Annotated in this window: 25 protein-coding genes, 1 tRNA gene, 1 pseudogene and 1 riboswitch; of the genes and pseudogenes, 8 read left to right on the top strand and 19 right to left on the bottom strand. The window is 41.1% G+C overall.

What is annotated here, in order from left to right; translation table 11 throughout:
* Positions 1–23: 23 nt before the first annotated feature.
* The 6 genes from D8801_RS05490 to D8801_RS05465 all read right to left on the bottom strand — a co-directional run bounded on the left by D8801_RS05490 (position 24) and on the right by D8801_RS05465 (position 6,817).
* Positions 24–1,253: a DegT/DnrJ/EryC1/StrS family aminotransferase gene (locus tag D8801_RS05490; protein ID WP_185758502.1), complete on the bottom strand. Its 1,230-nt coding sequence runs from the start codon at positions 1,251–1,253 to the stop codon at positions 24–26.
* 42 nt (positions 1,254–1,295) lie between these two features.
* Positions 1,296–1,988, bottom strand: a complete 693-nt coding sequence (locus tag D8801_RS05485; protein ID WP_057489297.1) for a sugar transferase — start codon at positions 1,986–1,988, stop codon at positions 1,296–1,298.
* Positions 1,989–2,091: 103 nt separating this feature from the next.
* Positions 2,092–3,834 carry an ABC transporter ATP-binding protein gene (locus D8801_RS05480; RefSeq protein WP_125848425.1) on the bottom strand — a complete coding sequence of 581 codons (1,743 nt, stop codon included), beginning with the start codon at positions 3,832–3,834 and terminating at the stop codon, positions 2,092–2,094.
* Positions 3,824–5,569, bottom strand: coding sequence for an ABC transporter ATP-binding protein (locus D8801_RS05475; RefSeq protein ID WP_125848423.1), 1,746 nt, complete (start codon positions 5,567–5,569; stop codon positions 3,824–3,826). The genes D8801_RS05480 and D8801_RS05475 overlap by 11 nt, the downstream gene beginning before the upstream one ends.
* A gap of 160 nt (positions 5,570–5,729) precedes the next feature.
* Positions 5,730–6,365 carry a DUF421 domain-containing protein gene (locus D8801_RS05470; RefSeq protein ID WP_000174434.1) on the bottom strand — a complete coding sequence of 212 codons (636 nt, stop codon included), beginning with the start codon at positions 6,363–6,365 and terminating at the stop codon, positions 5,730–5,732.
* Positions 6,362–6,817, bottom strand: a complete 456-nt coding sequence (locus tag D8801_RS05465) for a DUF3290 family protein (protein WP_125848421.1) — start codon at positions 6,815–6,817, stop codon at positions 6,362–6,364. Before D8801_RS05465 ends, D8801_RS05470 begins: the two co-directional genes overlap by 4 nt.
* Before the next feature lie 133 nt (positions 6,818–6,950).
* Here D8801_RS05465 and D8801_RS05460 point away from each other — a divergent pair, with 133 nt between their 5' ends.
* The 4 genes from D8801_RS05460 to D8801_RS05445 all read left to right on the top strand — a co-directional run bounded on the left by D8801_RS05460 (position 6,951) and on the right by D8801_RS05445 (position 10,369).
* Positions 6,951–7,778, top strand: coding sequence for an exodeoxyribonuclease III (locus D8801_RS05460; RefSeq protein WP_125848419.1), 828 nt, complete (start codon positions 6,951–6,953; stop codon positions 7,776–7,778).
* 11 nt (positions 7,779–7,789) lie between these two features.
* Entirely contained in the window at positions 7,790–8,176 is a 387-nt protein-coding gene (locus D8801_RS05455; RefSeq protein ID WP_009659120.1) for a bleomycin resistance protein, read from the top strand.
* A gap of 133 nt (positions 8,177–8,309) precedes the next feature.
* Positions 8,310–8,405: riboswitch (purine riboswitch) on the top strand.
* 120 nt (positions 8,406–8,525) lie between these two features.
* Complete coding sequence (locus D8801_RS05450; protein ID WP_125848417.1) at positions 8,526–9,107, top strand: xanthine phosphoribosyltransferase; 582 nt, start codon at positions 8,526–8,528, stop codon at positions 9,105–9,107.
* Positions 9,107–10,369 (top strand): nucleobase:cation symporter-2 family protein, encoded by a 1,263-nt coding sequence (locus D8801_RS05445; protein ID WP_125848415.1) that lies wholly within the window; start codon positions 9,107–9,109, stop codon positions 10,367–10,369. Before D8801_RS05450 ends, D8801_RS05445 begins: the two co-directional genes overlap by 1 nt.
* 322 nt (positions 10,370–10,691) lie before the next feature.
* Here D8801_RS05445 and D8801_RS05440 read toward each other — a convergent pair whose 3' ends face one another.
* Entirely contained in the window at positions 10,692–10,946 is a 255-nt protein-coding gene (locus D8801_RS05440) for a DUF3165 family protein (RefSeq protein ID WP_000262658.1), read from the bottom strand.
* Between the two features lie 19 nt (positions 10,947–10,965).
* On the bottom strand, positions 10,966–12,807 hold the full coding sequence (gene typA, locus D8801_RS05435; RefSeq protein ID WP_000164127.1) for a translational GTPase TypA: 1,842 nt from the start codon (positions 12,805–12,807) through the stop codon (positions 10,966–10,968).
* 160 nt (positions 12,808–12,967) lie between these two features.
* Here typA and D8801_RS05430 point away from each other — a divergent pair, with 160 nt between their 5' ends.
* Positions 12,968–13,693 carry a 16S rRNA pseudouridine(516) synthase gene (locus tag D8801_RS05430; RefSeq protein WP_125848413.1) on the top strand — a complete coding sequence of 242 codons (726 nt, stop codon included), beginning with the start codon at positions 12,968–12,970 and terminating at the stop codon, positions 13,691–13,693.
* Between the two features lie 41 nt (positions 13,694–13,734).
* On the opposite strand, the gene D8801_RS05425 is transcribed toward D8801_RS05430, so the two are convergent.
* From D8801_RS05425 to D8801_RS05415, 3 genes are all read right to left on the bottom strand, one after another.
* Entirely contained in the window at positions 13,735–13,995 is a 261-nt protein-coding gene (locus tag D8801_RS05425) for a DUF4190 domain-containing protein (RefSeq protein ID WP_125848411.1), read from the bottom strand.
* Between the two features lie 86 nt (positions 13,996–14,081).
* Complete coding sequence (locus D8801_RS05420; protein ID WP_125848409.1) at positions 14,082–14,462, bottom strand: rhodanese-like domain-containing protein; 381 nt, start codon at positions 14,460–14,462, stop codon at positions 14,082–14,084.
* A complete protein-coding gene (locus tag D8801_RS05415) occupies positions 14,459–14,692 on the bottom strand; it encodes a YqgQ family protein (protein WP_185758507.1) in 234 nt (77 codons plus the stop codon). The genes D8801_RS05420 and D8801_RS05415 overlap by 4 nt, the downstream gene beginning before the upstream one ends.
* A 102-nt stretch (positions 14,693–14,794) precedes the next feature.
* On the opposite strand from D8801_RS05415, the gene D8801_RS05410 reads away from it, so the two are divergent.
* Together D8801_RS05410 and D8801_RS05405 are read left to right on the top strand one after the other, a co-directional pair.
* Positions 14,795–15,703 carry a LysR family transcriptional regulator gene (locus D8801_RS05410; protein WP_001222585.1) on the top strand — a complete coding sequence of 303 codons (909 nt, stop codon included), beginning with the start codon at positions 14,795–14,797 and terminating at the stop codon, positions 15,701–15,703.
* Between the two features lie 57 nt (positions 15,704–15,760).
* Positions 15,761–17,561, top strand: a pseudogene (locus tag D8801_RS05405) (N-acetylmuramoyl-L-alanine amidase).
* Between the two features lie 31 nt (positions 17,562–17,592).
* Here the strand turns inward: D8801_RS05405 and D8801_RS05400 are convergent.
* The 5 genes from D8801_RS05400 to D8801_RS05380 all read right to left on the bottom strand — a co-directional run bounded on the left by D8801_RS05400 (position 17,593) and on the right by D8801_RS05380 (position 20,873).
* Positions 17,593–17,910: a hypothetical protein gene (locus D8801_RS05400; protein WP_125848407.1), complete on the bottom strand. Its 318-nt coding sequence runs from the start codon at positions 17,908–17,910 to the stop codon at positions 17,593–17,595.
* A gap of 190 nt (positions 17,911–18,100) precedes the next feature.
* Positions 18,101–18,173 (bottom strand) — tRNA-Thr (locus tag D8801_RS05395).
* A 100-nt stretch (positions 18,174–18,273) separates the two neighbouring features.
* Positions 18,274–19,059 (bottom strand): ABC transporter permease, encoded by a 786-nt coding sequence (locus D8801_RS05390; RefSeq protein ID WP_125848405.1) that lies wholly within the window; start codon positions 19,057–19,059, stop codon positions 18,274–18,276.
* Between the two features lies 1 nt (position 19,060).
* Complete coding sequence (locus D8801_RS05385) at positions 19,061–19,879, bottom strand: ABC transporter permease (RefSeq protein WP_000240149.1); 819 nt, start codon at positions 19,877–19,879, stop codon at positions 19,061–19,063.
* Between the two features lies 1 nt (position 19,880).
* Positions 19,881–20,873, bottom strand: a complete 993-nt coding sequence (locus tag D8801_RS05380; protein WP_125848403.1) for an ABC transporter ATP-binding protein — start codon at positions 20,871–20,873, stop codon at positions 19,881–19,883.
* A 528-nt stretch (positions 20,874–21,401) separates the two neighbouring features.
* On the opposite strand from D8801_RS05380, the gene D8801_RS05370 reads away from it, so the two are divergent.
* Positions 21,402–22,781, top strand: coding sequence for a hypothetical protein (locus D8801_RS05370; protein ID WP_125848399.1), 1,380 nt, complete (start codon positions 21,402–21,404; stop codon positions 22,779–22,781).
* Between the two features lie 221 nt (positions 22,782–23,002).
* Here D8801_RS05370 and D8801_RS05365 read toward each other — a convergent pair whose 3' ends face one another.
* From D8801_RS05365 to vncR, 3 genes are all read right to left on the bottom strand, one after another.
* A complete protein-coding gene (locus tag D8801_RS05365) occupies positions 23,003–23,884 on the bottom strand; it encodes a class II fructose-bisphosphate aldolase (RefSeq protein WP_001019005.1) in 882 nt (293 codons plus the stop codon).
* A 139-nt stretch (positions 23,885–24,023) separates the two neighbouring features.
* Positions 24,024–25,352 carry a sensor histidine kinase VncS gene (vncS, locus tag D8801_RS05360; RefSeq protein WP_125848397.1) on the bottom strand — a complete coding sequence of 443 codons (1,329 nt, stop codon included), beginning with the start codon at positions 25,350–25,352 and terminating at the stop codon, positions 24,024–24,026.
* Positions 25,349–26,005 carry a response regulator transcription factor VncR gene (vncR, locus tag D8801_RS05355; protein WP_125848395.1) on the bottom strand — a complete coding sequence of 219 codons (657 nt, stop codon included), beginning with the start codon at positions 26,003–26,005 and terminating at the stop codon, positions 25,349–25,351. Before vncR ends, vncS begins: the two co-directional genes overlap by 4 nt.
* Positions 26,006–26,066: the final 61 nt, after the last annotated feature.

The raw sequence follows: 26,066 nt of genomic DNA, 5'->3' as shown, positions 1-26,066 counted from the left end.
GTTCTATCTTTGTCAAGATTTTTTTATGATTTTTTTCCTGAACCGAGTATTTCTTCGGAAATTCTCACCAAAGTCTGAACGATATAATCAACCTCATCATCACTTAATTTTGTATGAAGAGGGAGCGTAATTTCATTTTCAAAGAAGGCATAGGCTCTTGGATAATCTGCCATATCAAAACCAAGATTCTTATAGGCTGTCAAGAGAGGAAGCGGTTTGTAGTGTACATTACTTGCAATTCCTGCTTTGGCCAATTCTTGGATAATACGATTACGATCTTCTAAACTAGCACCTTCTACATGGGTGATGTAGAGGTGACGACAAGATTCGACAGTATCAGTCTTGTGTGCCAGTGGGTGAATACGAGTACCCGCAAAGCCACGATTATAGCGATCCACGATGTCCTTACGACGTTGTAGCAAACTAGGGTAACGATCCAATTGTACCAAACCAAGCGAAGCCATGATATCCGTCATGTTGCACTTATAGGCTGGTGTTACGATATCGTACTCCCATGAACCCAATTGCATCTTGGCAAGAGCATCCTTAGTCTGACCATGAAGGGAAAGGATTTGAAATTCCTTGTACATTTCTTCGTCGTCAATCGCTGGATTGGCCTTCCAAGTCGCACTTCCTCCCTCAGCCGTTGTAAAGTTTTTAACGGCATGGAATGAGAAGGAAGTAAAGTCAGCGATAGAGCCAGCAGGGTGTCCTTTATAAGTTGATCCCAAAGCATGGGCACTATCAGAGACAAGCACAATACGGTTAAAGACCTTTTGCCACTTACTTGAAGCAGTAAAGAGATCGCGTTTCTTCTCCACAATTTGGAACAAACGGTCATAGTTGCAAACAATCCCTGCAAGGTCTACTGGGATGATGACCTTAGTCTTTTCAGTGATGGCTTGCTCAAGAAGGTCATAGTCCATCTCAAAAGTATCTGCTTGGATATCCACCATGACAGGGGTAGCTCCTACGTGAGTGATAACACTACATGAAGCTGTGTAGGTCATGGCTGGAACGATGACTTCATCACCAGGTCCCACTTCCAAAACACGCAAAATCAACTCAAGAGCAGCTGTCGCAGAGTTGAGGCAGACAGTCTTAGGCGTCTGTGTGTATTGAGACAAGCGACGCTCCAGTTCTTTTGTCTTAGGACCTGTTGTGATCCAACCAGAACGAAGGGTATCTGCTACTTCAGCAATTTCAGCTTCGGTAATATCAGGTGGTGAAAATGGAATATTGTAATTTGGCATTGATTTGCTCCTTTTATCTGTACTCATTTTCTTATGACTACTTTATTTTAGTACCTCAAACACGGTTTGAAACATGATTTTGATGTCTCCAAGGAAACTAAATTCTCGGAGATAGGCGAGATTATAGCGCATCTTTTCAGGGAGGACATGTTCGACATAGGCTTGGTCAACTGACAGGCCTTTTTCGGTCATTTGACTGATGATAGTGTCCTCATCCTTGTAGTTGATGCTAGCTGGAGAGGTGATTCCGGCTGGCAAGAGCAAGGTCGCCATCATTTCAGGGCTATACTGCTCGGTGTAGCGTGGCACCTCAGGTCTTGTACCGACAAAGGACATTTCGCCTTTAAGGACATTGACCAGCTGAGGCAGTTCGTCCAAGCGCACACGGCGAATGAAATTTCCCACTTTGGTAATACGGCTATCGTTAGCTGAAGTCACTAGACTTCCTTTTTTATCCGCATCCGTTACCATGGTACGGAACTTCCAAATCTTGAACGGACGATTGTACTGGGTCACGCGCTCTTGCTTGTAAATGACAGGTCCCTTGCTATCCAACTTGATCCAAATGCTCAAGATAAGAAAGATGGGAGAAGTCAAAAGTAGCAAAAACAGGGCCAGAACCCAATCCAGGCAACGCTTGAAAATCAGCGAACCCTTCCTTTTAGAGACAAGCTGGTAGTAAGACTCAACCTCGCTTGATTGCATTTCCACGGGTAGGTCTTCCCATTTCAGCATGCTGTTTCTCCTTTGTTTTTATTATACTATTTGTCAACATTTTTCATTATACCACAAAATGGAAAAGGCGGTGCAAGAAAGCTGTAATTTGGAGGAATTCTTATTAGGTCATGGTTCCAGCCTGCAAACGATACATCTTGTGATAGGTTCCTCCCAGGGTCAAGAGTTCCTCATGGGTTCCACTCTCAATGATGCGCCCCTTATTCAAGACATAAATGCAGTTGGCGTCTTGAATGGTAGAAAGGCGATGAGCGATAGCAATGGTCGTCCGCCCCTGTCTCATCTTAGCTAGGGAATCTTGAACCAAACTTTCTGTTTCAGAGTCAATATTGGCTGTCGCTTCATCCAAAATTAAGATTTTAGGCTGGCTGGCGACTGTTCTGGCAAAGGCAAGAAGCTGACGCTGTCCAGTAGAAAAGCTCGAGCCACGCTCAGACACAGGTGCATCATAACCCAAAGGAAGGTCATGAATAAAGGAATCTGCATCCACAAAGGTAGCCGCAGCCTTAACCTCTTCATCACTGATATCTTGGTACATGGCGATATTGGACTTGATAGTCCCATGATAGAGGAAGGGATCCTGCAAGACTAGACCAATATTTCTTCTCAGTTCTTCCTGGCTGTAGTTTCGGATATCCACATCATCCAAGAGAACTCGCCCTGACTGAAATTCGTAAAAGCGCATGAGGACATTGATAATCGAAGATTTCCCTGAACCTGTATGCCCCACAAAGGCAATGGTCTCACCCTTGTTAACAGAAAAAGAAATATCATCTAGGATCTGGTGTTTGCCGTCATATGAGAAACACACATGTTCAAAACGGATATTGCCTTCTTGGACTTTGACTGGTCCATCTTCTTGAAGAGGCTCATAGGTTGTCTCATCAATCAAGGCAAAGACACGACCTGCAGACACCATAGACGTTTGAAGAGTTGAAAAGTTTTGCGTCACCTCAATAAGGGGATCAAAGAGACGGTTGATGTACTGGATAAAGGCATACATGGTTCCTGCTGTTATTCCCAGATAAAGCCCACGGTAGCCAAAATAAGCCATCAAGACGGCATAGCCTAGCAGTTTCAGCAAACTCATGGCAGGACGTAAAAAGAGGGCGTCCAAGGCTACAGATCGGTTAGCATAGACCAAGTGTTCTTGGTTGATTTCATCAAATTCTGCCTGCAGGCGCTTCTCTTGATTAAAGGCCTGGATAATCCTGATTCCCTCGATATTCTCTGCCAGCTTACTATTGATATCCGACAAGAGACTTCTGGTTTTTTCGATAATTTTCACTGATTTTTTCCGATAGAGATTGACCAGAAGGAAAATCAAGGGGAGAAAGAGCAAGACTAAAGCTGTCAAACGAAAATCCAGTACCAACATGGTATACAGAGTTGTCAGAAAGATGAAAACTGCTGAAATAAAGCTGGATAAAATCCCCGAAAACATATCACTGATGGTCTCGGTATCATTTGTCAAACGAGAGACGATGGAACCTGCTGGCGTCTTGTCAAAATAAGACATGCCCAGTTTTTCCATATTGGCAAAGGCATCCCGACGAATATCCCTAACAATACTGTAGGACACCCGCGCAAAGAGAAGATTGCCGACATACTGAACTAGAGTTTGTAGGATGTAAAGACCATAGTAGGCCAGCAAAACGGTCACGGCAAGTTGGTTAAGATTACTGAGATACTGGTCGATAAAGCGGGAAGCCACGAGGGGAATGATGCTTTTAATAACCGTCGTCGCGAGGAGAAAACTTAATGCCAAAAAGGTCAGGAATCCATAGGGCTTGAGATAAGACATCAAGCGATTCAATACAGCCCATTGTTCTTGCTTATTCTGCATCTTCTTCTCCTTTCATTTCCAACTGCTGAGACTGGTAGGTTTGGGCATACCAGCCATCCATGGCTAGCAGGTCTTCGTGCGTGCCACGTTCGATAATCTGTCCATTTTGCAGAACCAAGATCAGATCTGCATGGACAACTGCACTGAGGCGATGGGCCGTGATGATGGTTGTCTTGTCCTTACGCGTTTCCTTGAGATTGTCGATAATCGCATACTCTGTCTTAGCATCCACGGCTGACAAGGAATCATCTAGAATCAAGATATCAGGGTCTAAAATCATAGCCCGACTCATGGCCAGACGTTGCTTTTGACCACCAGATAGACTGACCCCCTTTTCACCGATCAGCGTATCAAATCCCTGAGGCATGGCTACAATGTCTTGGTAAATTTGGGCTAGCTTAGTCGCTTCCTCAACCGTTGAAAGGGGCAAATTAGGATTGCCAAAGCGGATATTGTCTAAGATCGAAGTCGCAAAGAGGAATTGATCCTGAGGGACATAGCCCACGAGACTGCGAAGGTCTGTCAAACGATAATCGCGAATATCGTGACCGTTTAGGTAAATGGCTCCCTTGTCAACATCATACTCACGCAAGAGCAGTTTGATTAGAGATGTTTTCCCAGAGCCTGTTTGTCCAACCAAACCCAGCGTTTGCCCTTTTTCCAAGCTAAAGTGAATAGCAGTCAGTGTTTCTTCATCTTCAAAGGCAAAGCTATCAATATCGTACTCCAAACGCCCATTTTCAATACCATCCAGAGGAAACTCAGGATCTTTTACAGGTGATTCCTGAGATAAAAGATCCTCAATTCGCTGATAGGACACCTTCCCTCGCTGAGTAATATTAAAGAGGAAACCAATGGCCATAAGAGGCCAAACCAGCATATCCAAGTAGCTGATAAAAGTGACCAGATTCCCAACCGTAATCTGCCCCTCCTGAACCATCAAGGAACCGACCAAAAGGGTTAAAACATAGGACGAACCAACAAACAAGAGAACCATGGGGTCAAAAAGACTATCGTATTTCATGGTTTGCAGGTTCTTTTGGAAGGTCAATTCATTGACTGCCTGAAAAGACTCAAGCTCATCAGCCTGATAACCGAAAGATTTGGTCACTTTGATACCCGATACAGACTCCTGTACCTTGTTATTGAGTTCAGAAAAGGCAGCTTGGGATTCCCCGAAAGCCTTATGGGTCTTTCTCCCTAGACGACTAGTCGCATAAGCCATGAAAGGCAAGGGAAGAATGGCAACCAAGGTCATTTGCCATGAAATGCTAAAAAGCATGGTCAGCAAGGTCACTAGAGCCGTGATAGAGGCATCCACCGCAGACATAACACCACCACCTGCGAGACGAGTTAAGGCATTGATGTCATTTGTAGCGTGCGCCATCAAATCCCCTGTCCGATAGGTCTGATAAAAAGCTGGCGACATCTTGGTAAAATGCTCAAATAAGCGAGACCGCATGATCTGCCCCAGACGGTAGGAAGTTCCGAGGATATACATGCGCCAAACATAGCGCAGATAGTACATCCCAAAGGCTGCCAGCAGCAAATAAAATAGATTAAGAAGGAGGTCCTGCTGGTTTAATTTCCCCGATGTAATGGCATCAATGACCCGTCCCATGACCATGGGGGGAATGAGATTGAGGACGGAAACCAAGACCAAGGCCACAATTCCGACTAAATAACGGCGCTTTTCTAACTTGAAAAACCACCAGAGTTTTTGAATAATGGACATAAAATCCCTTTCTGATTGCAAATGGAAACCTGAGGCCAAGACTCAATGAAAATCAAAGAGCAAACTAGGAAACTAGCCGCAGGCTGTACTTGAGTACGGCAAGGCGACGTTGACGCAGTTTGAATTTGATTTTTGAAGAGTACAAGACCTCAGGTTTTTCTTATTCATAGGTTACGACTGAGACGACACCCTTGTCATACTCAGCAATAAAGATATTGGCCACATTGTCATACCCTTGTTTGCTTAGGTTATCAAGCAGCCATTCTTCGCTCCGACCAATGGTCTCCAAAATTTCAACTTGGATCACACCGTCTGTGACAACAGGATACTTGGGATTCTCATCTCCCATTTGGACTACGATGAGTTGACCGTTCTGCTCCTGCATAGCGCGTTTGACTTGTTTCATTTGGAAAATTCCCTGGCTACGGAGCTTAAGAGCTACGTCCGCTGCAGATAAACCAACCGAACGGCAGGCTTCTGGATCAATCTTCCCATTTTTGATGAGCAGGGTTGGCTTCCCATCAATCAAACGTTTCACAAAGTGAACATTGTTGTTAAGCCATTTGAGAGTCAAGACCAGAATGGTCCACATGATCAAGATGACTGCATACTGAAGGATGCTGATGGCGCTATTGTAAATCACCCCACCGATGATCCCCCCGAGTACATAGTTCTGAATTTGATCTATTGCTGAGTTAGGCGCTAGGTTACCCTTTCCGGTCACATTAATTACAAAAACCAGAGAAAAGAGACCCAAGGCTAGTTTGATTAAAATTTCGATATAATTGAGTGTCATTTGTTCACCTCCACCAGTTCAATTGCATCTGTTTTATACAATTCGACTTTCTCTAGCAGGTACTTGTCTGGCTCACTTCCGTTCAAGGCACGGTAATAGCGATCTCCGACCTTGATAAGTGCGCCATCAGTGTCGGCAGAAGTATTGACATAGACTTCTGACTTGTCTACTCCCAATTCTTTGGAAACAAGCTCGATGAAATGAAGTGAAGCTTGAAATTTATTATTAGAAACTTGATTGTTTTGATAAGTCGTGATACTGACCAAAAGCAGAGCTAATAAGGTCAAAGCTGAAATCATGACCAACTCACGAAATTTGGTCCCCTTTTTATCATGGTATGCCTTAAAAGCAAAAAAACCTGTAACAGCTAATAGGACAATCCCAAAGCCAACCATGATACCATTTTGCTGACCGATTTGGCTGAGGACATAGTCATAAGAATAGAATTTCATGTATTTTCACTCCCTTTCATAAAATCATTCTTAATTATAAACGAAAGAGGCTGATTTTTCAAACCATACGTTGGGGAAATGCGCCATTTTTTGGTATAATATAGTCTGTAATCTGAATGAAAAAGGTAACTTTATGAAACTAATCTCATGGAACATTGATTCCCTCAACGCAGCCCTAACGAGCGACTCTGCTCGCGCCAAACTGTCACAGGAGGTCCTACAAACCTTGGTAGCCGAAAATGCTGATATTATCGCTATCCAAGAAACCAAGCTTTCTGCAAAGGGCCCTACTAAGAAACACCTAGAAGTACTTGAAGAACTCTTTCCAGGCTATGAAAACACTTGGCGTTCCTCTCAAGAACCTGCCCGCAAAGGCTACGCTGGAACTATGTTCCTCTATAAGAAAGAACTCACACCAACAATCAGCTTCCCAGAAATCGGTGCCCCTTCTACCATGGACTTGGAAGGCCGCATCATCACCTTGGAATTTGATGAATTTTTCGTAACGCAAGTTTACACTCCAAACGCTGGCGATGGCCTCAAACGCTTGGAAGAACGTCAAGTCTGGGATGTCAAATACGCTGAGTATTTGGCGCAACTAGACAAAGAAAAACCAGTCCTTGCAACCGGTGACTACAACGTAGCCCACAAGGAAATCGACCTTGCAAATCCTGCCAGCAACCGCCGTTCACCAGGATTTACAGACGAGGAACGTGCTGGTTTTACTAACCTCTTGGCAACTGGATTTACCGACACCTTCCGTCATCTTCACGGCGATGTCCCAGAACGTTACACTTGGTGGGCGCAGCGAAGCAAGACTTCTAAAATCAACAATACAGGCTGGAGAATCGACTACTGGCTGACCAGCAACCGAGTGGCTGACAAGGTAACTAAGTCTGATATGATTGACTCCGGTGCGCGCCAAGACCACACACCCATTGTCATGGAGATTGAACTCTAAGGAGAAAACGAATGGACTATCAAGCTGTCATTCCTGAATTTGTAGTATCTGACATCGAAAAATCACGCCACTTCTACTGCGACCTGCTAGGATTCTCTGTCGAATACGAGCGTCCAGAGGAGAAATTTCTCTTCCTCTCGCTTGAAGACTGCCAACTTATGCTAGAAGAAGGCAGCACAGAAGAATTAGCCCAACTAACCTATCCTTTCGGGCGCGGTGTCAATATTTCCTTTGGCATTGAAGATGTTCCTCAGCTCCACCAAAAACTGCTGGAAGCTGACTATCCTATCCATCGTCCCCTGACAAAAAGAGAATTTCGAGTAGGAGATAGCTTTATTTACCCTCATGAATTTGCGATTTTGGATCCTGATGGTTATTTTTTAAGATTTAGCGAATAGAAGAATAAAAGGCTACAATACTTTCTAGCATTGCAGCCTTTTATTCGTTCGCTTTCATGATCTATTTACTAACAAAATATTTGATTTATAAAGCTAATTAGTGTAAAATAAAAACATTGGCAGTAGCCTATTTAAAATTGAATATCATTTTACTTGTTTATGTCGTGAATTGGCACGACGTTTCTACAAGGTGCCGGAACACCTAACAATGAGTATGTCAGCTGAAGGTATGGTGTTGGCCATGCCTATTTTGGGGACTTACTTAGGGGATTAAGTAGGTCCTTTTTCTATTTCTTGCTAGAAACTCTAAACAAGCAAATGAAGCATCTTTTAGACTTTAGGAGGTCTTATGAAATTATTAGAAGAGCGCATCCTTCAGGATGGGCATATCTTGGGGGACAACATCCTCAAGGTGGATTCCTTTTTAACCCACCAAGTTGACTTTAGCTTGATGCGGGAAATTGGTAAGGTATTTGCGGACAAATTCGCTTCTGCTGGCATTACCAAGGTCGTGACCATTGAAGCATCGGGCATTGCCCCAGCCGTTTTTACAGCTGAAGCCTTAAACGTTCCCATGATTTTCGCCAAGAAAGCTAAAAACATCACCATGAACGAAGGCATCCTAACTGCTGAAGTCTACTCCTTTACCAAGCAGGTGACCAGCACCGTTTCTATCGCTGGAAAATTCCTCTCACCAGAGGACAAGGTCTTGATTATCGATGATTTCCTTGCCAATGGACAAGCTGCCAAAGGCTTAATTCAAATCATCGAACAATCTGGAGCAAAAGTCGAAGCGATTGGTATCGTGATTGAAAAATCCTTCCAAGATGGTCGTGATTTGCTTGAAAAAGCAGGCTACCCTGTCCTATCACTGGCTCGCTTGGATCGTTTTGAAAATAGTCAGGTCGTATTTAAGGAGGCAGATCTCTAATGCAAAAACAAGAAAAACACTCGCAAGCAGCCGTTCTTGGCTTGCAGCACTTACTAGCCATGTACTCAGGTTCTATCCTAGTTCCCATCATGATTGCGACAGCTCTTGGCTATTCAGCTGAGCAATTGACCTACCTGATTTCTACAGATATCTTCATGTGTGGAGTGGCCACCTTCCTCCAACTCCAACTCAACAAACACTTTGGTGTTGGACTACCAGTCGTTCTCGGAGTTGCCTTCCAGTCAGTCGCTCCTTTGATTATGATTGGTCAAAGCCACGGTAGCGGTGCTATGTTTGGTGCCCTTATCGTTTCAGGGATTTATGTAGTTCTGATTTCAGGCATCTTCTCAAAAGTGGCCAATCTCTTCCCATCTATCGTAACAGGATCTGTTATTACGACCATCGGACTAACTTTGATTCCTGTCGCTATCGGAAATATGGGAAATAATGTTCCAGAGCCAACTGGTCAAAGTCTCTTGCTTGCTGCTATCACTGTTCTGATCATCCTCTTGATCAACATCTTTACCAAAGGATTTATCAAGTCTATCTCCATTTTGATTGGTCTGGTTGTCGGAACCGCCATTGCTGCTACCATGGGCTTGGTTGATTTCTCCCCTGTTGCGGCAGCACCACTAGTCCATGTCCCAACTCCCCTCTACTTTGGGATGCCAACCTTTGAAATCTCCTCTATTGTCATGATGTGTATCATTGCAACGGTTTCTATGGTTGAGTCCACTGGTGTTTACCTAGCCTTGTCTGATATCACAAAAGATCCAATCGACAGCACGCGCCTTCGCAACGGTTACCGAGCAGAAGGTCTGGCCGTACTTCTCGGAGGAATCTTTAACACCTTCCCTTACACAGGATTTTCACAAAACGTTGGTTTGGTTAAATTGTCAGGTATCAAAACCCGTCTGCCAATCTACTATGCAGCTGGTTTCCTAGTCCTCCTTGGACTCCTTCCTAAGTTTGGTGCCCTCGCCCAAATCATTCCGAGCCCTGTTCTTGGAGGTGCCATGCTGGTGATGTTTGGCTTTGTTTCCCTTCAAGGTATGCAAATCCTCGCCCGCGTTGACTTTACTAACAATGAACACAACTTCCTTATCGCCGCTGTATCAATCGCCGCTGGAGCAGGTCTAAACAATAGCAATCTCTTTGTCAGCATGCCAACAGCCTTCCAAATGTTCTTCTCAAATGGAATTGTCGTAGCAAGCCTACTGGCCATTGTACTCAATGCCGTATTAAATCGGAAAAAGAAATAAGAAAAAGAGGTGTGAGCCTCCAGATTGAAGAAAAGTTCATTTTGGACGATTTTTTCAATCTTTTTCTTTCGGTCCAAAATGAGACCACCCTTAAAAAAGTTGGAATAATAGCCCTTCTGAGAAAATATACGTTAAATCAGAAATTAAATTATTTCCAAAATAATTGTAAGAGTATCCACTTTCTAATAGGTCGCTCAAAAAGTTTTAAAAATCATAAAAACGCATAATATCAGGCATTCAAAAACCTTAATATTATGCGTTTTATCAGGGAAAAATTTGCTAGATTTTCTCCTCAAATTGAGTCATTACCCAGACTCTTCTATTATCTTCTTTTACCCTTTTTTACAGGCATGAGCGTAATATCTCTCAAGCTAAAGTAGGCTAGAGCCAGCATGGCGATTGTGACAAAGAATTCTGTCGGTAACTGGAAGATTTGCAAGATGGACAACATCAGCAAAATCAAGAGTGCAACAACTAAAAAGACCAAGATAACGATGTTGACTGTTCCTTTGATACTTTGGGGTGTCGCAAATACATAGAGTAGTAATAAGAGTATCCCTATGATTAAATAGACCATCTTTATCTCTTTCTAGCTGTTACTCAGCTGATTTTTTCTTTTTGTTGGCTTTCTCACGCTCTGCCTTGTTGAGGATTTGCTTACGCAAACGGATAGACTCAGGCGTTACTTCCATGTACTCATCGTCGTTCAAGAACTCAAGTGACTCTTCAAGGGTCAAGATACGAGGTGTCTTAATAACAGCAGTTTGATCCTTGGTAGCTGAACGAACGTTGGTCATTTGTTTGGCCTTAGTGATGTTAACTGTCAAGTCATTCTCACGAGAGTTTTCACCGATGATCATTCCTTCATAAACTTCAGTACCTGGGTTGACAAAGATCGTACCACGTTCTTCGATAGACATGATTGAGTATGTTGTAGCCTTACCAGCATCGATGGAAACAAGGGCTCCACGGTGACGACCACCGATTTCACCTGGAATCAATGGTAAGTATTGGTCGAAGGTATGGTTCATGATACCGTAACCACGAGTCATTGACAAGAACTCAGTTGAGTATCCGATCAAACCACGCGCTGGAACAAGGAAGACCAAACGAGTTTGACCATTACCAGTTGAAATCATATCCAACATTTCACCCTTACGCTCAGAAAGGCTTTGGATAACAGATCCTTGGTATTCTTCTGGAGTATCGATTTGAACACGTTCAAATGGCTCACATTTAACACCGTCAATCTCTTTTACAATAACCTCTGGACGAGATACTTGAAGTTCATAACCCTCACGACGCATTGTTTCAATCAGGATTGACAAGTGCAATTCTCCACGACCTGAAACAGTCCATTTATCTGGTGAGTCCGTTGGGTCAACACGAAGGGAAACGTCTGTTTGCAATTCTGCTTGCAAGCGTTCTTCCACCTTACGAGAAGTCACCCACTTACCTTCTTTACCAGCAAATGGTGAGTTGTTGACTAAGAAAGTCATTTGAAGAGTTGGCTCATCGATGTGTAGGATTGGAAGAGCTTCAACTGCGTCTGTCGGAGTAATGGTTTCACCGACAAAGATATCTTCCATACCTGAAACGGCAATCAAATCACCCGCTTTGGCTTCTTGGATTTCACGACGTTCCAAACCAAAGAAACCGAAGAGTTTTGTAACACGGAAGTTTTTGGTTGTACCATCCAATTTAGAAAGGGTAACTTGGTCTCCAACCTTCACAGTACCACGGAAGATACGTCCGATACCGATACGACCTACGAAGTCATTGTAGTCCAAGAGTGATACTTGGAATTGAAGTGGCTCATCAGAGTTGTCTACTGGAGCTGGGATGTGTTCGATGATGGTGTCAAAGATTGGCGCCATTGTTGCTTCTTGGTCAGCAGGATCATCAGACAAGGAAGATGTTCCGTTGATAGCTGAAGCATAAACAACAGGGAAATCAAGCTGGTCATCATCTGCACCGAGCTCGATAAAGAGTTCCAAGACTTCGTCCACTACTTCTGCTGGACGAGCTGATGGTTTATCGATTTTATTAACAACCACGATTGGAACAAGGTCTTGTTCCAAGGCTTTTTTCAATACGAAACGAGTTTGTGGCATGGTTCCTTCGTAGGCATCTACGACCAAGACAACACCATCAACCATTTTCATGATACGTTCCACTTCTCCACCAAAGTCCGCGTGTCCTGGTGTGTCCATGATGTTGATACGTGTGCCATTGTAAGCTACAGCGGTATTCTTGGCAAGAATGGTAATTCCACGCTCTTTTTCGATATCATTTGAGTCCATAGCGCGCTCTGCCAACTCTGTACGAGCGTCCAATGTTGAAGATTGTTTCAACAATTCATCAACGAGTGTTGTTTTCCCGTGGTCAACGTGGGCAATAATGGCTACGTTACGGATATCTTCTCTTAATTTTGTCATGATTTCCTCTATAATATTTAAAATTTATTTTCTAACTGAGCAATTATACCACATTTTCAGTCAAATAACATAACTCAAGCAAGTGTAAATGTTTTCACTTTGTTTTTCTCATCCAGTCATCCCTTTTCAAAGTCAGAGACTTATGATAAGATAGGCTGGTATGCGTTTAGATAGATTATTTGCCCAGGAAAAGATCAGTCGCAAGGGTATGAAACAGGCTCTATTAAAAAAAGAAATCCTAGTCGACGATTGTCCAGCTCGCTCCCTCGCTCAAAATGTCGATACAGGATTACAGAAATTAGTCTTTCAAGGGCGGCAAATCCAAGGATATGAGCACAATTATCTCATGCTTCATAAGCCAAACGGAGTCGTTACAGCTAGCAAGGATAAGAAACTTCCAACCGTCATGGACCTCCTTCCACCTGACATCCAGTCTGAGCAGCTCTATGCTGTCGGCAGATTAGACCGTGATACGACAGGGCTACTCCTTTTGACTGATAATGGACCTCTTGGTTTTCAACTCCTCCATCCCCAGTACCATGTCAACAAATCCTATCAAGTAGAGGTCAATAGACTGCTCACGTCAGACCATATCCAGCAATTTAAGGAAGGAATCGTTTTTTTAGATGGGACCACTTGTAAACCTGCTCAGCTTGAGATTCTGTCCTCTAGTCCTTCCTCTAGTCAAGCCACCATCACCATCTCTGAAGGCAAGTTTCATCAGGTCAAAAAGATGTTTCTTTCTGTCGGTGTCAAGGTGGTCTCTCTCAAACGAGTTCAGTTCGGTGATTTTACGTTAGATTCAGAACTTGCAGAAGGGCAATACCGATTCTTAAACCAAGAAGAATTAGAGATGATTAAAAAATACTTAGAAAAAAGTGGATAAAAGAAAAAAAGCTTTAAATTTAAAGCTTTTTTGTTTATTGCTTATCTAAAAAATACTGCGACAGCTACAATTCTAAAAAATACTGCGACAGTTACAATCCAGTTAAGTACAGAAACCACAAGTCCTACGATATTGAGAATTTTTTCTGTTTTATAGTCTAGTCCAGATTCTTTTTGGTATGAAAAAGCCAAGACCAATCCTATGATCCCCAAAATCAGACCTACTATTGGAGATAGCAAACCAAGGACGATAGATAAGATACCTAAAACAAGTGAGGATTTTTTCTTTTGTTGTGAATTCATATTACAAAATCTCCTTAAAATTAATATATATGATGATACCTTAAGATACTAGCTTTACCTACCATTCGACAGTTTTTAATAGAATGTTAACTCGTCTTCACTTTCCCTTTCCAAGAATCCAATCCATAAGAAAGAATATAAATCTCAGAGAAACCTTGTTTTTTCAGATAGAGTGCAGCATTAGTCACTCGTTGGCCGCGTTGGTTTTCGTAGAGAAGGATAGGTTTATCCTTGCGAAGAGCTGCAAGGCTTGACTTCAACTGATTTGAAGGAATATTGCGAGCTCCGAGGATATGTTTTCTGTGGAAATCTGCTGGTTCACGGACATCAATCAATTGCCCTTTCCGAATCAAGGCTTCAAATTCTGCATTGTCTACAATCTTAGCCGCACGACGAATACGAAGGTAGTTATACCCCATCCAGGCCGCCATTGCTAGTACGATTCCCCAAACAATCCAAATTGTCATAAGTTCTTATCTCCATTTTTCTCTAAATAGTCTAATTCTATCTTGTGCTCTCTACGAAGAACAGCTTCCGCCTCTAGATAGTCTAGCTTGTCCATCAGACCTGCATCATAGATCCGAGAAAGTTCGAGCTTCATCAGTTCAATATCATACAAGCGCTTCCCCACATAGACAATAATGCCAAACTGTTTGAGAAATTGCTGCACATCATAGAATGTTTTCATAGCTTCCATTTTAGCAGATTCTAGACTTTTTTTCAATACTGGACCGGCTCTTTCCCCCTATTTTCTTCGTCCTCATTGCCCATTCTTCCGCAAGTATGGTACAATAAAAACATGAGAATTCAACAACTACACTATATTATCAAAATCGTCGAAACTGGCTCTATGAATGAGGCAGCCAAGCAACTTTTTATTACCCAACCAAGTCTCTCTAATGCCGTTCGAGACTTGGAAAATGAAATGGGTATTGAAATCTTTATTCGCAATCCCAAGGGTATTACCTTGACCCGCGATGGGATGGAATTCCTCTCCTATGCCCGTCAAGTTGTAGAGCAAACCCAGCTTCTGGAGGAACGCTATAAAAATCCTGTCGCCCACCGCGAACTCTTTAGCGTGTCGTCTCAACACTATGCCTTTGTAGTCAATGCCTTTGTATCGCTACTTAAGAAAAGTGATATGGAAAAATACGAACTTTTCCTTCGTGAAACTCGAACTTGGGAGATTATCGACGATGTCAAGAACTTCCGTAGTGAAGTCGGTGTCCTCTTTTTAAATAGCTACAACCGCGATGTTTTAACGAAAATGCTGGATGACAACCACCTCTTGGCCCACCATCTCTTTACAGCACAACCGCATATCTTTGTCAGCAAGACCAACCCTCTAGCTAAAAAAGACAAGGTCAAACTGGCTGATTTGGAAGACTTCCCTTATCTGAGTTATGACCAGGGGACGCATAACTCCTTCTACTTTTCAGAGGAGATTCTTTCACAAGAGCATCACAAGAAATCCATCGTAGTCAGTGACCGTGCCACCCTCTTTAACCTCTTGATTGGTTTGGACGGATACACGATCGCAACAGGGATTTTGAACAGTAACCTCAATGGAGACAATATCGTTTCTATTCCACTGGACATTGACGATCCGATTGAACTAGTCTATATCCAGCATGAAAAAACCAGCCTGTCTAAGATGGGCGAACGCTTTATCGAATACTTACTAGAAGAAGTTCAGTTTGATAGTTGATAAGCCGTCAGACATATTTTATAATATTTCTTAGAAAATAATGATTGGAGAATATCGTTGAAAAAGTTTATATTGGCAAGTGCTGTTGTCCTTTCAATGGCAGGATTTGCCCAAGCACCTATCTACGCAGAGGAAAGCAATGCTAATCCTCCTGCTACCACCGAACAAAGCAACTCTAAGGAAGATAAGAAAGATCTTTCAACTAAAACTGAAGAGGAGGTTGCAACACTTCCAAAAGACAAGGCAAAAGAAGAAGCTCCTAAAAAAGAAGGATGGCAGGAAGAAAACAAACAGTGGCGTTTCTATGAAAACAATCAGCCTGTCCTCAAATGGAAAAAAAATTCAAGATAAGTGGTACTATTTTGACAACGATGGAAACCGACTCAATGATACCATTTTTGATGGCTATGTTCTCAATAAAGACGGGGTCATGGTAGAAAATGGCTGGGTAGCTCTTGAGGGTAAATGGTACTACGCCAGTGAGTCTGGAAAAATCATCCAACAAAAATGGGAAAAAATCGGAGGAGTTTGGTACTACTTTGACAAAGATGGTGTCATGCTCACTCAGACAATCGTTGATGGTTATCTCCTTACCAAAAGCGGGGCTATGGCGGAGAATGGCTGGGTAAAGGTTGACCAAAATTGGTATTATGTCACACCATCTGGCAGAATCTCGCAAGACAAATGGGAGAAAATTAATGGTTCATGGTATTATTTTGACAAAAACGGCGTGATGCTCAGCAAAACGACCCTTGGTGCTTACCTGCTCGGCAGTAGCGGGGCTATGGCGGAAAACTCCTGGGTGAAGATTGACCAAAATTGGTATTACGCTAATGAATATGGGAAATACAGCCGAGACAAATGGGAGAAAATCAAGGGAACTTGGTACGCCTTTGAACAAAATGGAGTCATGCTTTCCAATAAATGGAAAGGAAGCTACTACCTCAAATCTAGTGGAGCCATGGCTGAAAAAGAGTGGATCTTTGACAAGGCCTACAACAGTTGGTTCTATCTAAAAGCGAATGGAACCTATGCGGCTCGTGAATGGATTGGAGCCTACTATCTCAAGTCTGGTGGCTATATGGCCAAAAATGAGTGGATTTATGACGACTATTACAAGGCTCGTTACTATTTGGACGATAGCGGACATTATGTATCAGGAACCTACAAGATAGACGGCAAGGAACACCTGTTCCAAAAATACGGCCAATGGATTTCTGAAGTTTCAACAGAAGGTGGATTTGTAAAAGGTCAATACAGCAATACCATTTTCCTAGATCCCGGACATGGCGGTCGAGATTCCGGCGCCTTTTACTACAATGTAGCCGAAAAAGATCTCAACATGCAAGTCTATCGCAAACTGCGCGCTAAGCTAGAAGAACTAGGCTACAAGGTCCTCACATCACGTGACAGTGATATCGACGTTGATTTTAAGACTGAGCGTTCAAGAATGGTAAATAAAACCAACTCTGATATCTTTATCAGTATCCATTTCAATGCTACTGGAAACATTCACTCAAAAGCGAGCGGTATTCAAACCTACTCCTATAGCGATGAACCTGATTATCCAAGTAAGATTAATAAATACTGGCACAATCACCCTGATCGTATGAGTGAAAGCAAACGCCTCGCTGCTGCTATCCACTCCTCTCTCCTTGCAGAAACAGGTGCCAAGGACGCTGGCTTATTGGAAAGCAGTTTTGCCGTTCTACGCGAAACTGCCAAACCAGCCGTCCTCCTAGAACTCGGTTATATGGATAATTTCACTGAGAATCAACAGATTCGTGACGATCGATACCAAGATAGACTAGTCGCAGGTATTGTGAAAGGCATCCAAAAATACTACGCTGGTAAATAAAAACAAAGTCTCGAGAAACCTCGAGACTTTTCTATTTATCTTCTTTTTTATCCTTATCAGGAAAGAGGTAGCCAAGTCCTACACAAGCTAGCACTCCTGCACCAATCACCAAACCACTTGAAATTGGCAAAAGGTCCAAAATAGCATTTGCAATGATAAAGGCAATAATCAAGCACATGAGACTAGCCTTATAATCTTTTTTCAAAAAGTTTTCTAGAGTGAAATAGAGGAACAAACCTACTGGAATCAATGACCAGAGATTGACATCCAAACTTGGCCAACCAATATAGCCAAAATACAATACAACCGCTGCTGCTACTAAAAATACAAGTCCCAATAATTTTTTCATTTTTTTATCTCCATTTTCTTTTTTTGGTTCTTGAGTTGTCTGATACTGACCCCTCACGCCCTTTACAAAAATCATTATAGCAGAGGATTTTTTCAAGAACAAGCCCTTTTGCCTATCTGGTCTGTATCTCGGTCTAAGTGGTTGAATAGTAGTGATAAGAGAAAAGAAGCCCTAATGGACTTCTTGATTCTGCCGATTGCAGGGATCGAACCTGTGACCTACGCGTTACGAGTGCGTTGCTCTACCGACTGAGCTAAATCGGCGATTACTCTTTTAGTATAGCACTCTGAGAATAGATGTCAAGAAATTTTTATCTCCATTAGAAAAAGCCTGTCCTGAGACGAGGCTTTGAGATTCTTCCTTTTACGAACCCGCACTTTCGTAGGCATCCAAGCCCCTGTCCCATAGTTTCAAAGAAATGACAAAGAAAACAAGGGAAATCAGCATCAAACCACCAATGTTAAAGAGTACATCCTTGTCCTGCAAGAAATAGCTGGCAGGATAGTAGGCTGTAAAGGCAAAGGGGATGATAAAGCTAATCAACCAACGAAGAAGCGAATTGTAAATAGAAATCGGGTACTTAGCAAAGTCATTAAACATATAAAAAATGTAAATCATGGCGCCTGACTGCTTGGTCCAAAAAGCGATACTGGCAGTCGCGATTTTCAAGGAAGTATAGATCAAGGTCGCAAAAGGAATGCAGACTAGAAAAATCAGGAATTTTGGAAGAGTCCAAGCAATACTTGATACTGTTGTCCCTAGTAAAAAGCCACCGACCAAAAGTTCACCCAAGGCATCAATCTGAAAGGTCTCAACCAGAATGTGAAAAAGAGGATTGATAGGACGAGTCAGATACTTATCAAACTCTCCCTTTCTCACCAATCGTTGCCCCAGTGCCCAGAGATTGTCAAAAAAGAGATGGTCCAGACCCTTGGGAATCAAGGAAAAACCATAAATAAAAGCTATCTCTTGAAAAGTCCAGCCTTCTAGGGATGGAATATGTTGAAAGATGACATTGAGAAACAAGAGGTTCAAGCCTTGGGTCAGGAAAACACCTAAAACACCAACCACAAAATCAACCTTGTATTCCATGATTTGTTTGATGTATTGTCTGATAAAAATCAGATGCATGCGTTGATATTTTTTCATACTAACCTCCTTGAATGGTGATGAATGACTGAACCCGTTTCCAAATCAACTGAGACAAGCCCACCATCACTAAGAGCCAGAAAAACTGTAGCAAAAGCGCTTGAAGAATTTGACTGGCATCGTATTTCCCAACGATAATCATGACTGGAGTATAAATCAAGGATGAAAAAGGCAAGAAGGACAGAATATCTGAAACCACTTTGGGAAAGAAAGCCAAGGGAATCAAACTCCCAGACATAAAGGCCACTATGGAAGTCTTAAGTAGATTGGAACCCCATAGATTTTTAAATACAAAGGCTGAAAATCCAAAGCAGATATTAAAGAAAAAGTTAATCAGATAGGCCAGCGTCAAGCTAAATAGATAAAGGGTAGTTAGTCCCAGCACTTCTACAATACCTTGCCCTGATAAAATTTTCATCAACACAATGACACTTAAAAATGGCAGTCCAACAGAGATAAAAATCAACCACTTAGAACCAAGCTCGGTGAAGAGATAAGAGGCTGCAAAATGAACTGGTCGCAACAAGCGCATGATAATGGAGCCATCCTTAACCTCCTCCCCAATCATAAAGGAGCTATCCGACCTAGTCAAGAGATTGGTCACAAAACTCATGATGATGTAGAGGGTAATATCCGCCATACTGAAGCCCTGAATCAAGGACTCCTGCGAGGAATCAAAGACAGCCTTCCAGAGATAAAACGCCACAAAGGCCCCCATGACATCACCAATCCGATAGAGAATAAAGTTGACTCGATAGGTAATCAACTCCTGAATCCCTGCATTGATAAAGGGTTTATAACGTCTCCATAATTTGACCATCTTAGAGCTCCTTTCGATAGAAGCGACGGATAATATCCTCAATATCCGTATCTAGCATCTTCAAATCACGAATTTCAAAATCAGACAGGGTTTGCTTGATAATATCAGCCGACTGGTAGCGGGAACTATCGAATTCAATATTGAGACTGTTTCCTTGTCTATCAATAGTCATATCAGGCAAGCCTTCATAGTGAGAAACGAGATGACTTTGCCCTGGCACCAGTTCAAAGGAAAGAGTCTTCATCTTGCCAAAGGTCTCCTTGAGCTGACTCACCGTTCCATCAAAAATCTCCTGCCCTTTGTCAATCATAAAAATCCGATCACAAAGTTGCTCAATATCACTCAGGTCATGAGTGGTCAAGAGAATAGTAGTCTCTTCCTCCTGATTGATCTGGGTGATAGCCCGGCGAATGTTATCCTTGACCGAAACATCCAAACCAATGGTCGGCTCATCTAAAAAGAGAACCTTGGGATTGTGGAGCAAGGAAGCCGCAATGTCCGCCCGCATCCGTTGACCAAGTGAAAGAGTCCGCACGGGATCTTTGATAAATTCCTTCAAATCCAAGACTTCATTTAAAAAGTCCATACGCTTATGGAAAAGCGAATCTGGTACATCATAAATCTCCTTTAAGACCGTGTAGGTCTCTTGCAGAGCCAAATCCCACCACAGCTGGGTTCTTTGACCGAAGACCACTCCAATATCCTTGACATAGTCTTGGCGATTGTCCTGCGGAATCTTGCCGTTAATTCGACACAAACCAGAAGTGGGCTTCAAAATCCCGGTCAGCATTTTAATGGTTGTTGACTTCCCAGCACCATTAGCCCCGATAAATCCTAAAATCTGCCCTTTTGGAACCTCAAAAGTTAAATCCTTGACCGCCTCAAAAGTCTGCTTTTCAGGATGAATAAAGGAGCGCAAAGCTCCTTTCAAACCTGGTTCCTTAACTGTTTTTACAAAATTTTTCTGAAGATGCTCTACTTCTATCATTGCCATATCTATCTCCCTACCGTAAGGAATAGCAACATTGTATTTTTGACTACAAATATTCTAAATCCTTACTTTCTAAACTTTCTAATTGTTATTCTTACAGAAGGCTTTATACCAACCTATTATAGTCCAATAAAAAATAGAATGCAAGCGTTTGCCTGTAGATTATGAAATTAGAGATTCCGCTCTTAAAATAATACTTTTAAACAAAAATTCTGGTTTAGTAGTTTAGTTACAACTGCCACAAAACTTCCCCTTATACTTACTTAGATTTGGATGAAGTTTTATTAAAGAAACATGTACTAATAAATTCACCTAAATTATACTATTTGTGAAAATTCTTCAAAGTTAAGAAAAAACATCTAAAAATTCGTTTACAATACTAGGAAGATAATCAATTCTGTGGTAGACTAAATTATAAATAGTTTCATAGCGCTCTGTCAAGAAACTACAAAAAAAACTATTCATTTTAGTGATTATACAACATATATCTAACTATATATTTATATAAATACTAAATATAAGAGGAAAAGAATGATGAAAAATCCAAAGAATTATAACAATATTGATCGACTAAAAATGGATTTAGAGCTTCTAGACTCTCCCTGGGAATTTCAAGGTATCAAAAAATTAGTTAAGGTTGATACTAAAATTATTAAAGATATTAACTATAATTTTTTGGGTTCTATTAGTGATTTTTACTTCGTAAAATCAATAGATAAGCTAGAAAATTTTGCAGAAGAAAACATTGAAATAATAAATACTCTAGTAGAAATTTCTAATCATCATCGTTTTCTCTTATTTCTAAAATATTTCTATCAAATTGAGATAAAAAAATATTTGGACTATATAACTAAATCTAGTCATAAGAAGAAAAGTTTTATACTTAATTTTCAACCTTTTAAAACCTCCCTAGAAATTTGGGATTATCTTTTTTCAAAATCAGATAAGAATACATACCCCCTAAAAATATTGATTTTGACTCTACTTTATGATAATCTTCTATCTAGTTTACAGAACAAGGAATTATATGATATTATTTTTTTATCAGACGAATATACTGTTAGTCATATCAATAAAGAGTTAAGTTTATTAGACTCTCAATATAGCGTAGAGAAATATTTAGAAATAATAGTAGGTAATAATCTTATTAGAAATGGTATAAGCTCTTCAATCGAAAATTTAATTAAGGATTTTCAAATTTATTTGTTATCATTTAATCAAAATAAATCAATTCCTTCTGATGTGTATTTAATTTTCAATAAATTATCTTCACTAAAATTAACGATAGATAAATTCTCAAAAAAAATTGAAGATAATAACTTAAAGAATTTTTATAATTCCAAAGTTAACTGCTTGGCATCCGCATTCTGGAATAATAACAAATACATAGCAATTAATGGATTAGATACTAAACAAAAATCAGAAAAAATAATTGAAATTATCAATGAATTATCCACCCCTGAAAAATATGAATATATTAGGATTCCCTTGGAAACAAAATATTTTCTTAACAAGCATACTTCTCTGTCACATAAATTAAAAAATAATATTACATACAGAGAATTTAATATATATAAAGCTCATTTAAGAAAAAAGGATATTCCTAAAAAAGATATAAATGTAAGTAATAGAATGTTTACCTGCTGTGAAAGAAAGTTAATTAGTTATATTATAAATATAATAGAAACTAATGGTGTTAATAAAGAAAATATTCCTGCTCTTAAACTAACTATAACTATGAAACCTTGTAGCTTATGCAAGCGAACTATTAATATCATCTCTCAAGAAAATAAATTGAATCTTACTATAATTCACTCAGATAAATCTTCTGATTTACCAAACAATCAAATAAAAAAATATGATAATTTTGCTATTGAAATTATAGAATATTATGACCAATATATTAAATAAATAAACTTCCTGCAAAACAATATCTATATCATTTGTAATACAATTCTCTATCTACCCACGCCATTCTTTTAAAAATAGAGACTAGTCAAAAACTCTTTATAATCAGAAAAAATAAAAGATTTAATCATTCCTGCATTAAATTTGTTAACTAAATAAGTTCCCTTAAAACGCCAAGAAACCCACCCAATGGGCAGGTTTCTTTTTTATATGGTTAAGCTAGATTAAGCTTTACCTTCTGAACCGAATACGTCGATACGTTCTTCAACTGATGCTTGGATAGCTTTTACACCGTCAGCCAAGAATTTACGTGGGTCGAAGAGTTTCTTCTTGTCGTATTCTGCTTCGTTTGCTTCGTAGTCACGAGCAAATTTACGAGTTGCGTTAGCAAATGCGATTTGGCATTCAGTGTTAACGTTAACTTTTGCAACACCAAGTTTGATAGCTGCTTGGATTTGGTCATCAGGGATACCTGAACCACCGTGCAATACGATTGGGAAGCCTGGAACTGCTTCTGTCAATTTTTGCAAGTGGTCAAGGTGAAGACCTTTCCAGTTTGCAGGGTATGGACCGTGGATGTTACCGATACCAGCTGCCAAGAAGTCGATACCAGTTGCAACCATTGCTTTAGCATCTTCGATTGGAGCCAATTCACCATCACCGATGATTCCGTCTTCTTCACCACCGATAGTTCCAACTTCAGCTTCTACTGATACACCATTTGCGTGAGCAAATTCTACAACTTTACGAGCTTTTTCAAGGTTTTCTTCAACTGGAAGGTGTGAACCGTCAAACATAACTGAAGTATAACCAACTTGAATACACTCAAGTGCATCTTCGTAGTGACCGTGGTCAAGGTGGATAGCTACTGGTACAGTGATACCCATTGACTCAACAAGGTTAGCGATCAAGTTGCGAGCAACTTTGTAACCACCCATGTATTTAGCAGCACCCATTGAAGTTTGGATCAAAACTGGAGCTTTTTTAGCTTCTGCTGCGCGCAAGATAGCTTGAGTCCACTCAAGGTTGTTTGTGTTAAATCCACCAACTGCATAACCGTTGTCACGAGCTGCTTGGACAAATTTTTCTGCTGAAACGATTGCCATTTGTCAGGCCTCCTATATATTTTTTGGGACATCCCATTTACATTGTTCATTTTATCACTTTTTGATAAAAAAAGCTAGTTTTTCCCATACTTTAGATTGAATTTCTTACAATTAAAGCAATGTAAACCTTTTCTTTCCCCTAGTCTTGCACGACTTTAGGATAACGCATGAAGAAGGTCAATCGATCATCTTGCATCTCAAAATGATAAGGTAATTTCTCATGTTCTAATAAACTTTTGACCACAAAGATCCCCATTCCCGAACCCTTGGCCTTACGACTAGCATTGTCAGAAAAAGACTGGGCCATTTTTTCTTGTTCTTCAGGACTACAGCTATTCTCGATAAAGAGTTCTCCTTCTCTTTCTCCAATGCGGACCAGGCCACCTGAAGTGGAGTGCTTGATAGCATTACTGATGAGATTCGATAGGATTAATTTCATGACAGATGGGTTTATGTAAGCCTGCTGATGTGTTAGGCTAATCTCTATCTGAAGTTCTTTCTCCTTGGCGAGCAAAGCATAATCCTTGATCAGACTTTGCGTCATCTGAAGAAGGTCGACCTCTTCTTTCTCCTCTCGCAATTCCTGCACAGAAGAAAGAGAAAGTATCTGGAGAACGTGGTGACTGAGGTCGTCCACAATCCCCAAGGAAACTCCCAGATAATGGTCTCTATCCTTATAACGACCGATATTTTCTTTCATATTTTCGATTAGGATTTTCAAACTAGCCAGAGGGGTTTTCAGTTCATGAGAGGCCCCTCGTAAGAACTCGACTTTCATCTTCTCCAGCTGAAGAATAGCTTCATTCTTGTCATGCAAGTCCGCAATAACTGTCAAGAGATGCTGGTAAAGGCTATTGATTTGTTCCTTGAGATCACCTATCTCATCCTTAGAATCCACGCGCAACCGTACTTGAGCATCCAGTTCCATCATCCGACGGGTCACCCGCTTGATTTCCAAAATCGGGGCAACAATGGTTCGAGCGTAGATGTAGGCTACCAAGAGGGAAATCAGGAAGGATGCCAACAAGGTATAGGGGAGAAACTGGAGACTAATCTGCTCTGCTTCTTTTTGCAAATCCATGGAAGCTAGAAACTGAAGAGTCATAGTGCCACCATCTTGCGTTTTCACCTCACGCTCCTCGATAAAGAGGGAAGTAGTTTGACGGTCCGTGTCCAAAGGAAGGTTGTCCTTGACTTCTAACTTATCCTCAGTCATCTCTCCCTTGACGGCCCCCTTGATATCACTGGTCTGGGAATACAAGTCTAACACTTGCTCGATATTTTGCCTATCCTTTCCTTCTAGGGACTGGGAAATGGCTGTCGCTTTCTGACCAATGGTTTCCTGACGATGGCTCAGATAAGTTGAGGGAAAGAGAAAATAAATGGCTAAATGAAGACAGACGACCAGAACACTAAAAATCGAGAAGGTATAGATAAATATCTTTGTAAATAAACCTGTTCGTTTCATTTTCTCTCCAATTTATAACCAACATTGCGCACAGTGAGGATACAATCCAAGTCTAGCTTTTTCCGCAGTTCCTTGATATAAACATCAATGACACGGTCAAAGGGAACCTCATCTGTCACCTTCCAGACGGCATTGATTATCTGAGAACGAGTCAAGGCCCGTCCTTCATTTTTTACAAGATAGTCCAAAATTTCCAACTCTTTAGCATTGATAGCCACTTCTTGACCTGCTAGGCTTGCACTATAGCTCTCAAAATCCACCTTGGTATCCTTATAGGAGAAGACTCGTCCTGTATCGTAGTAGCGCTTGAAAATCGCGTCCACCCTTACTTTTAAAAGGGAGAGGGAAAAGGGTTTTTCTAGATAGCCATCTGCCAGAGAGGCAAAGGCGCTCATCTTGTATTCCTCATCCTGAAAGGCAGTCAACATCAAAACAGGGACCTGGCTAGTCTTACGAATCTCTGTCAGAACTTCCAGTCCATTCAGTTTTGGCATCTGGATATCCAGTAGAACCAAGGCAACTTCATAGCTGGAAAATTTTTCTAGAGCTTCTTGACCGTCCGCAGCCTCAATGGTCTCATAACCACAATCCGTCAAATAGTCACTGATCCCCTCACGGATCATCTCCTCATCTTCTACAATTAAAATTTTCATAGAAAAAACGTTTCACATTCCTTTAAATTTCTTGTAAATCTCTCTGTTCCCCCCTGATAGG

Source organism: Streptococcus oralis, from assembly GCF_003943415.1.
GTDB lineage: Bacteria > Bacillota > Bacilli > Lactobacillales > Streptococcaceae > Streptococcus > Streptococcus oralis_BJ.
This window is presented reverse-complemented; position numbering and strand designations above follow the sequence as displayed.

Coding starts and splice junctions, on each gene's coding strand:
- D8801_RS05420 (WP_125848409.1), bottom strand. CDS start 14,462: ATGACAATTTGGATTGTTTGGGGAATCGTACTAGCAATGGCGGCCTGG.
- D8801_RS05390 (WP_125848405.1), bottom strand. CDS start 19,059: ATGAAAAAATATCAACGCATGCATCTGATTTTTATCAGACAATACATC.
- vncR (WP_125848395.1), bottom strand. CDS start 26,005: ATGAAAATTTTAATTGTAGAAGATGAGGAGATGATCCGTGAGGGGATC.
- D8801_RS05475 (WP_125848423.1), bottom strand. CDS start 5,569: ATGTCCATTATTCAAAAACTCTGGTGGTTTTTCAAGTTAGAAAAGCGC.
- D8801_RS05460 (WP_125848419.1), top strand. CDS start 6,951: ATGAAACTAATCTCATGGAACATTGATTCCCTCAACGCAGCCCTAACG.
- D8801_RS05415 (WP_185758507.1), bottom strand. CDS start 14,692: ATGGAAGCTATGAAAACATTCTATGATGTGCAGCAATTTCTCAAACAG.
- D8801_RS05365 (WP_001019005.1), bottom strand. CDS start 23,884: ATGGCAATCGTTTCAGCAGAAAAATTTGTCCAAGCAGCTCGTGACAAC.
- vncS (WP_125848397.1), bottom strand. CDS start 25,352: ATGAAACGAACAGGTTTATTTACAAAGATATTTATCTATACCTTCTCG.
- D8801_RS05485 (WP_057489297.1), bottom strand. CDS start 1,988: ATGCTGAAATGGGAAGACCTACCCGTGGAAATGCAATCAAGCGAGGTT.
- D8801_RS05385 (WP_000240149.1), bottom strand. CDS start 19,879: ATGGTCAAATTATGGAGACGTTATAAACCCTTTATCAATGCAGGGATT.
- D8801_RS05450 (WP_125848417.1), top strand. CDS start 8,526: ATGAAATTATTAGAAGAGCGCATCCTTCAGGATGGGCATATCTTGGGG.
- D8801_RS05490 (WP_185758502.1), bottom strand. CDS start 1,253: ATGCCAAATTACAATATTCCATTTTCACCACCTGATATTACCGAAGCT.
- D8801_RS05470 (WP_000174434.1), bottom strand. CDS start 6,365: ATGACACTCAATTATATCGAAATTTTAATCAAACTAGCCTTGGGTCTC.
- D8801_RS05465 (WP_125848421.1), bottom strand. CDS start 6,817: ATGAAATTCTATTCTTATGACTATGTCCTCAGCCAAATCGGTCAGCAA.
- D8801_RS05480 (WP_125848425.1), bottom strand. CDS start 3,834: ATGCAGAATAAGCAAGAACAATGGGCTGTATTGAATCGCTTGATGTCT.
- D8801_RS05380 (WP_125848403.1), bottom strand. CDS start 20,873: ATGGCAATGATAGAAGTAGAGCATCTTCAGAAAAATTTTGTAAAAACA.
- typA (WP_000164127.1), bottom strand. CDS start 12,807: ATGACAAAATTAAGAGAAGATATCCGTAACGTAGCCATTATTGCCCAC.
- D8801_RS05430 (WP_125848413.1), top strand. CDS start 12,968: ATGCGTTTAGATAGATTATTTGCCCAGGAAAAGATCAGTCGCAAGGGT.
- D8801_RS05455 (WP_009659120.1), top strand. CDS start 7,790: ATGGACTATCAAGCTGTCATTCCTGAATTTGTAGTATCTGACATCGAA.
- D8801_RS05400 (WP_125848407.1), bottom strand. CDS start 17,910: ATGAAAAAATTATTGGGACTTGTATTTTTAGTAGCAGCAGCGGTTGTA.
- D8801_RS05410 (WP_001222585.1), top strand. CDS start 14,795: ATGAGAATTCAACAACTACACTATATTATCAAAATCGTCGAAACTGGC.
- D8801_RS05440 (WP_000262658.1), bottom strand. CDS start 10,946: ATGGTCTATTTAATCATAGGGATACTCTTATTACTACTCTATGTATTT.
- D8801_RS05425 (WP_125848411.1), bottom strand. CDS start 13,995: ATGAATTCACAACAAAAGAAAAAATCCTCACTTGTTTTAGGTATCTTA.
- D8801_RS05370 (WP_125848399.1), top strand. CDS start 21,402: ATGATGAAAAATCCAAAGAATTATAACAATATTGATCGACTAAAAATG.
- D8801_RS05445 (WP_125848415.1), top strand. CDS start 9,107: ATGCAAAAACAAGAAAAACACTCGCAAGCAGCCGTTCTTGGCTTGCAG.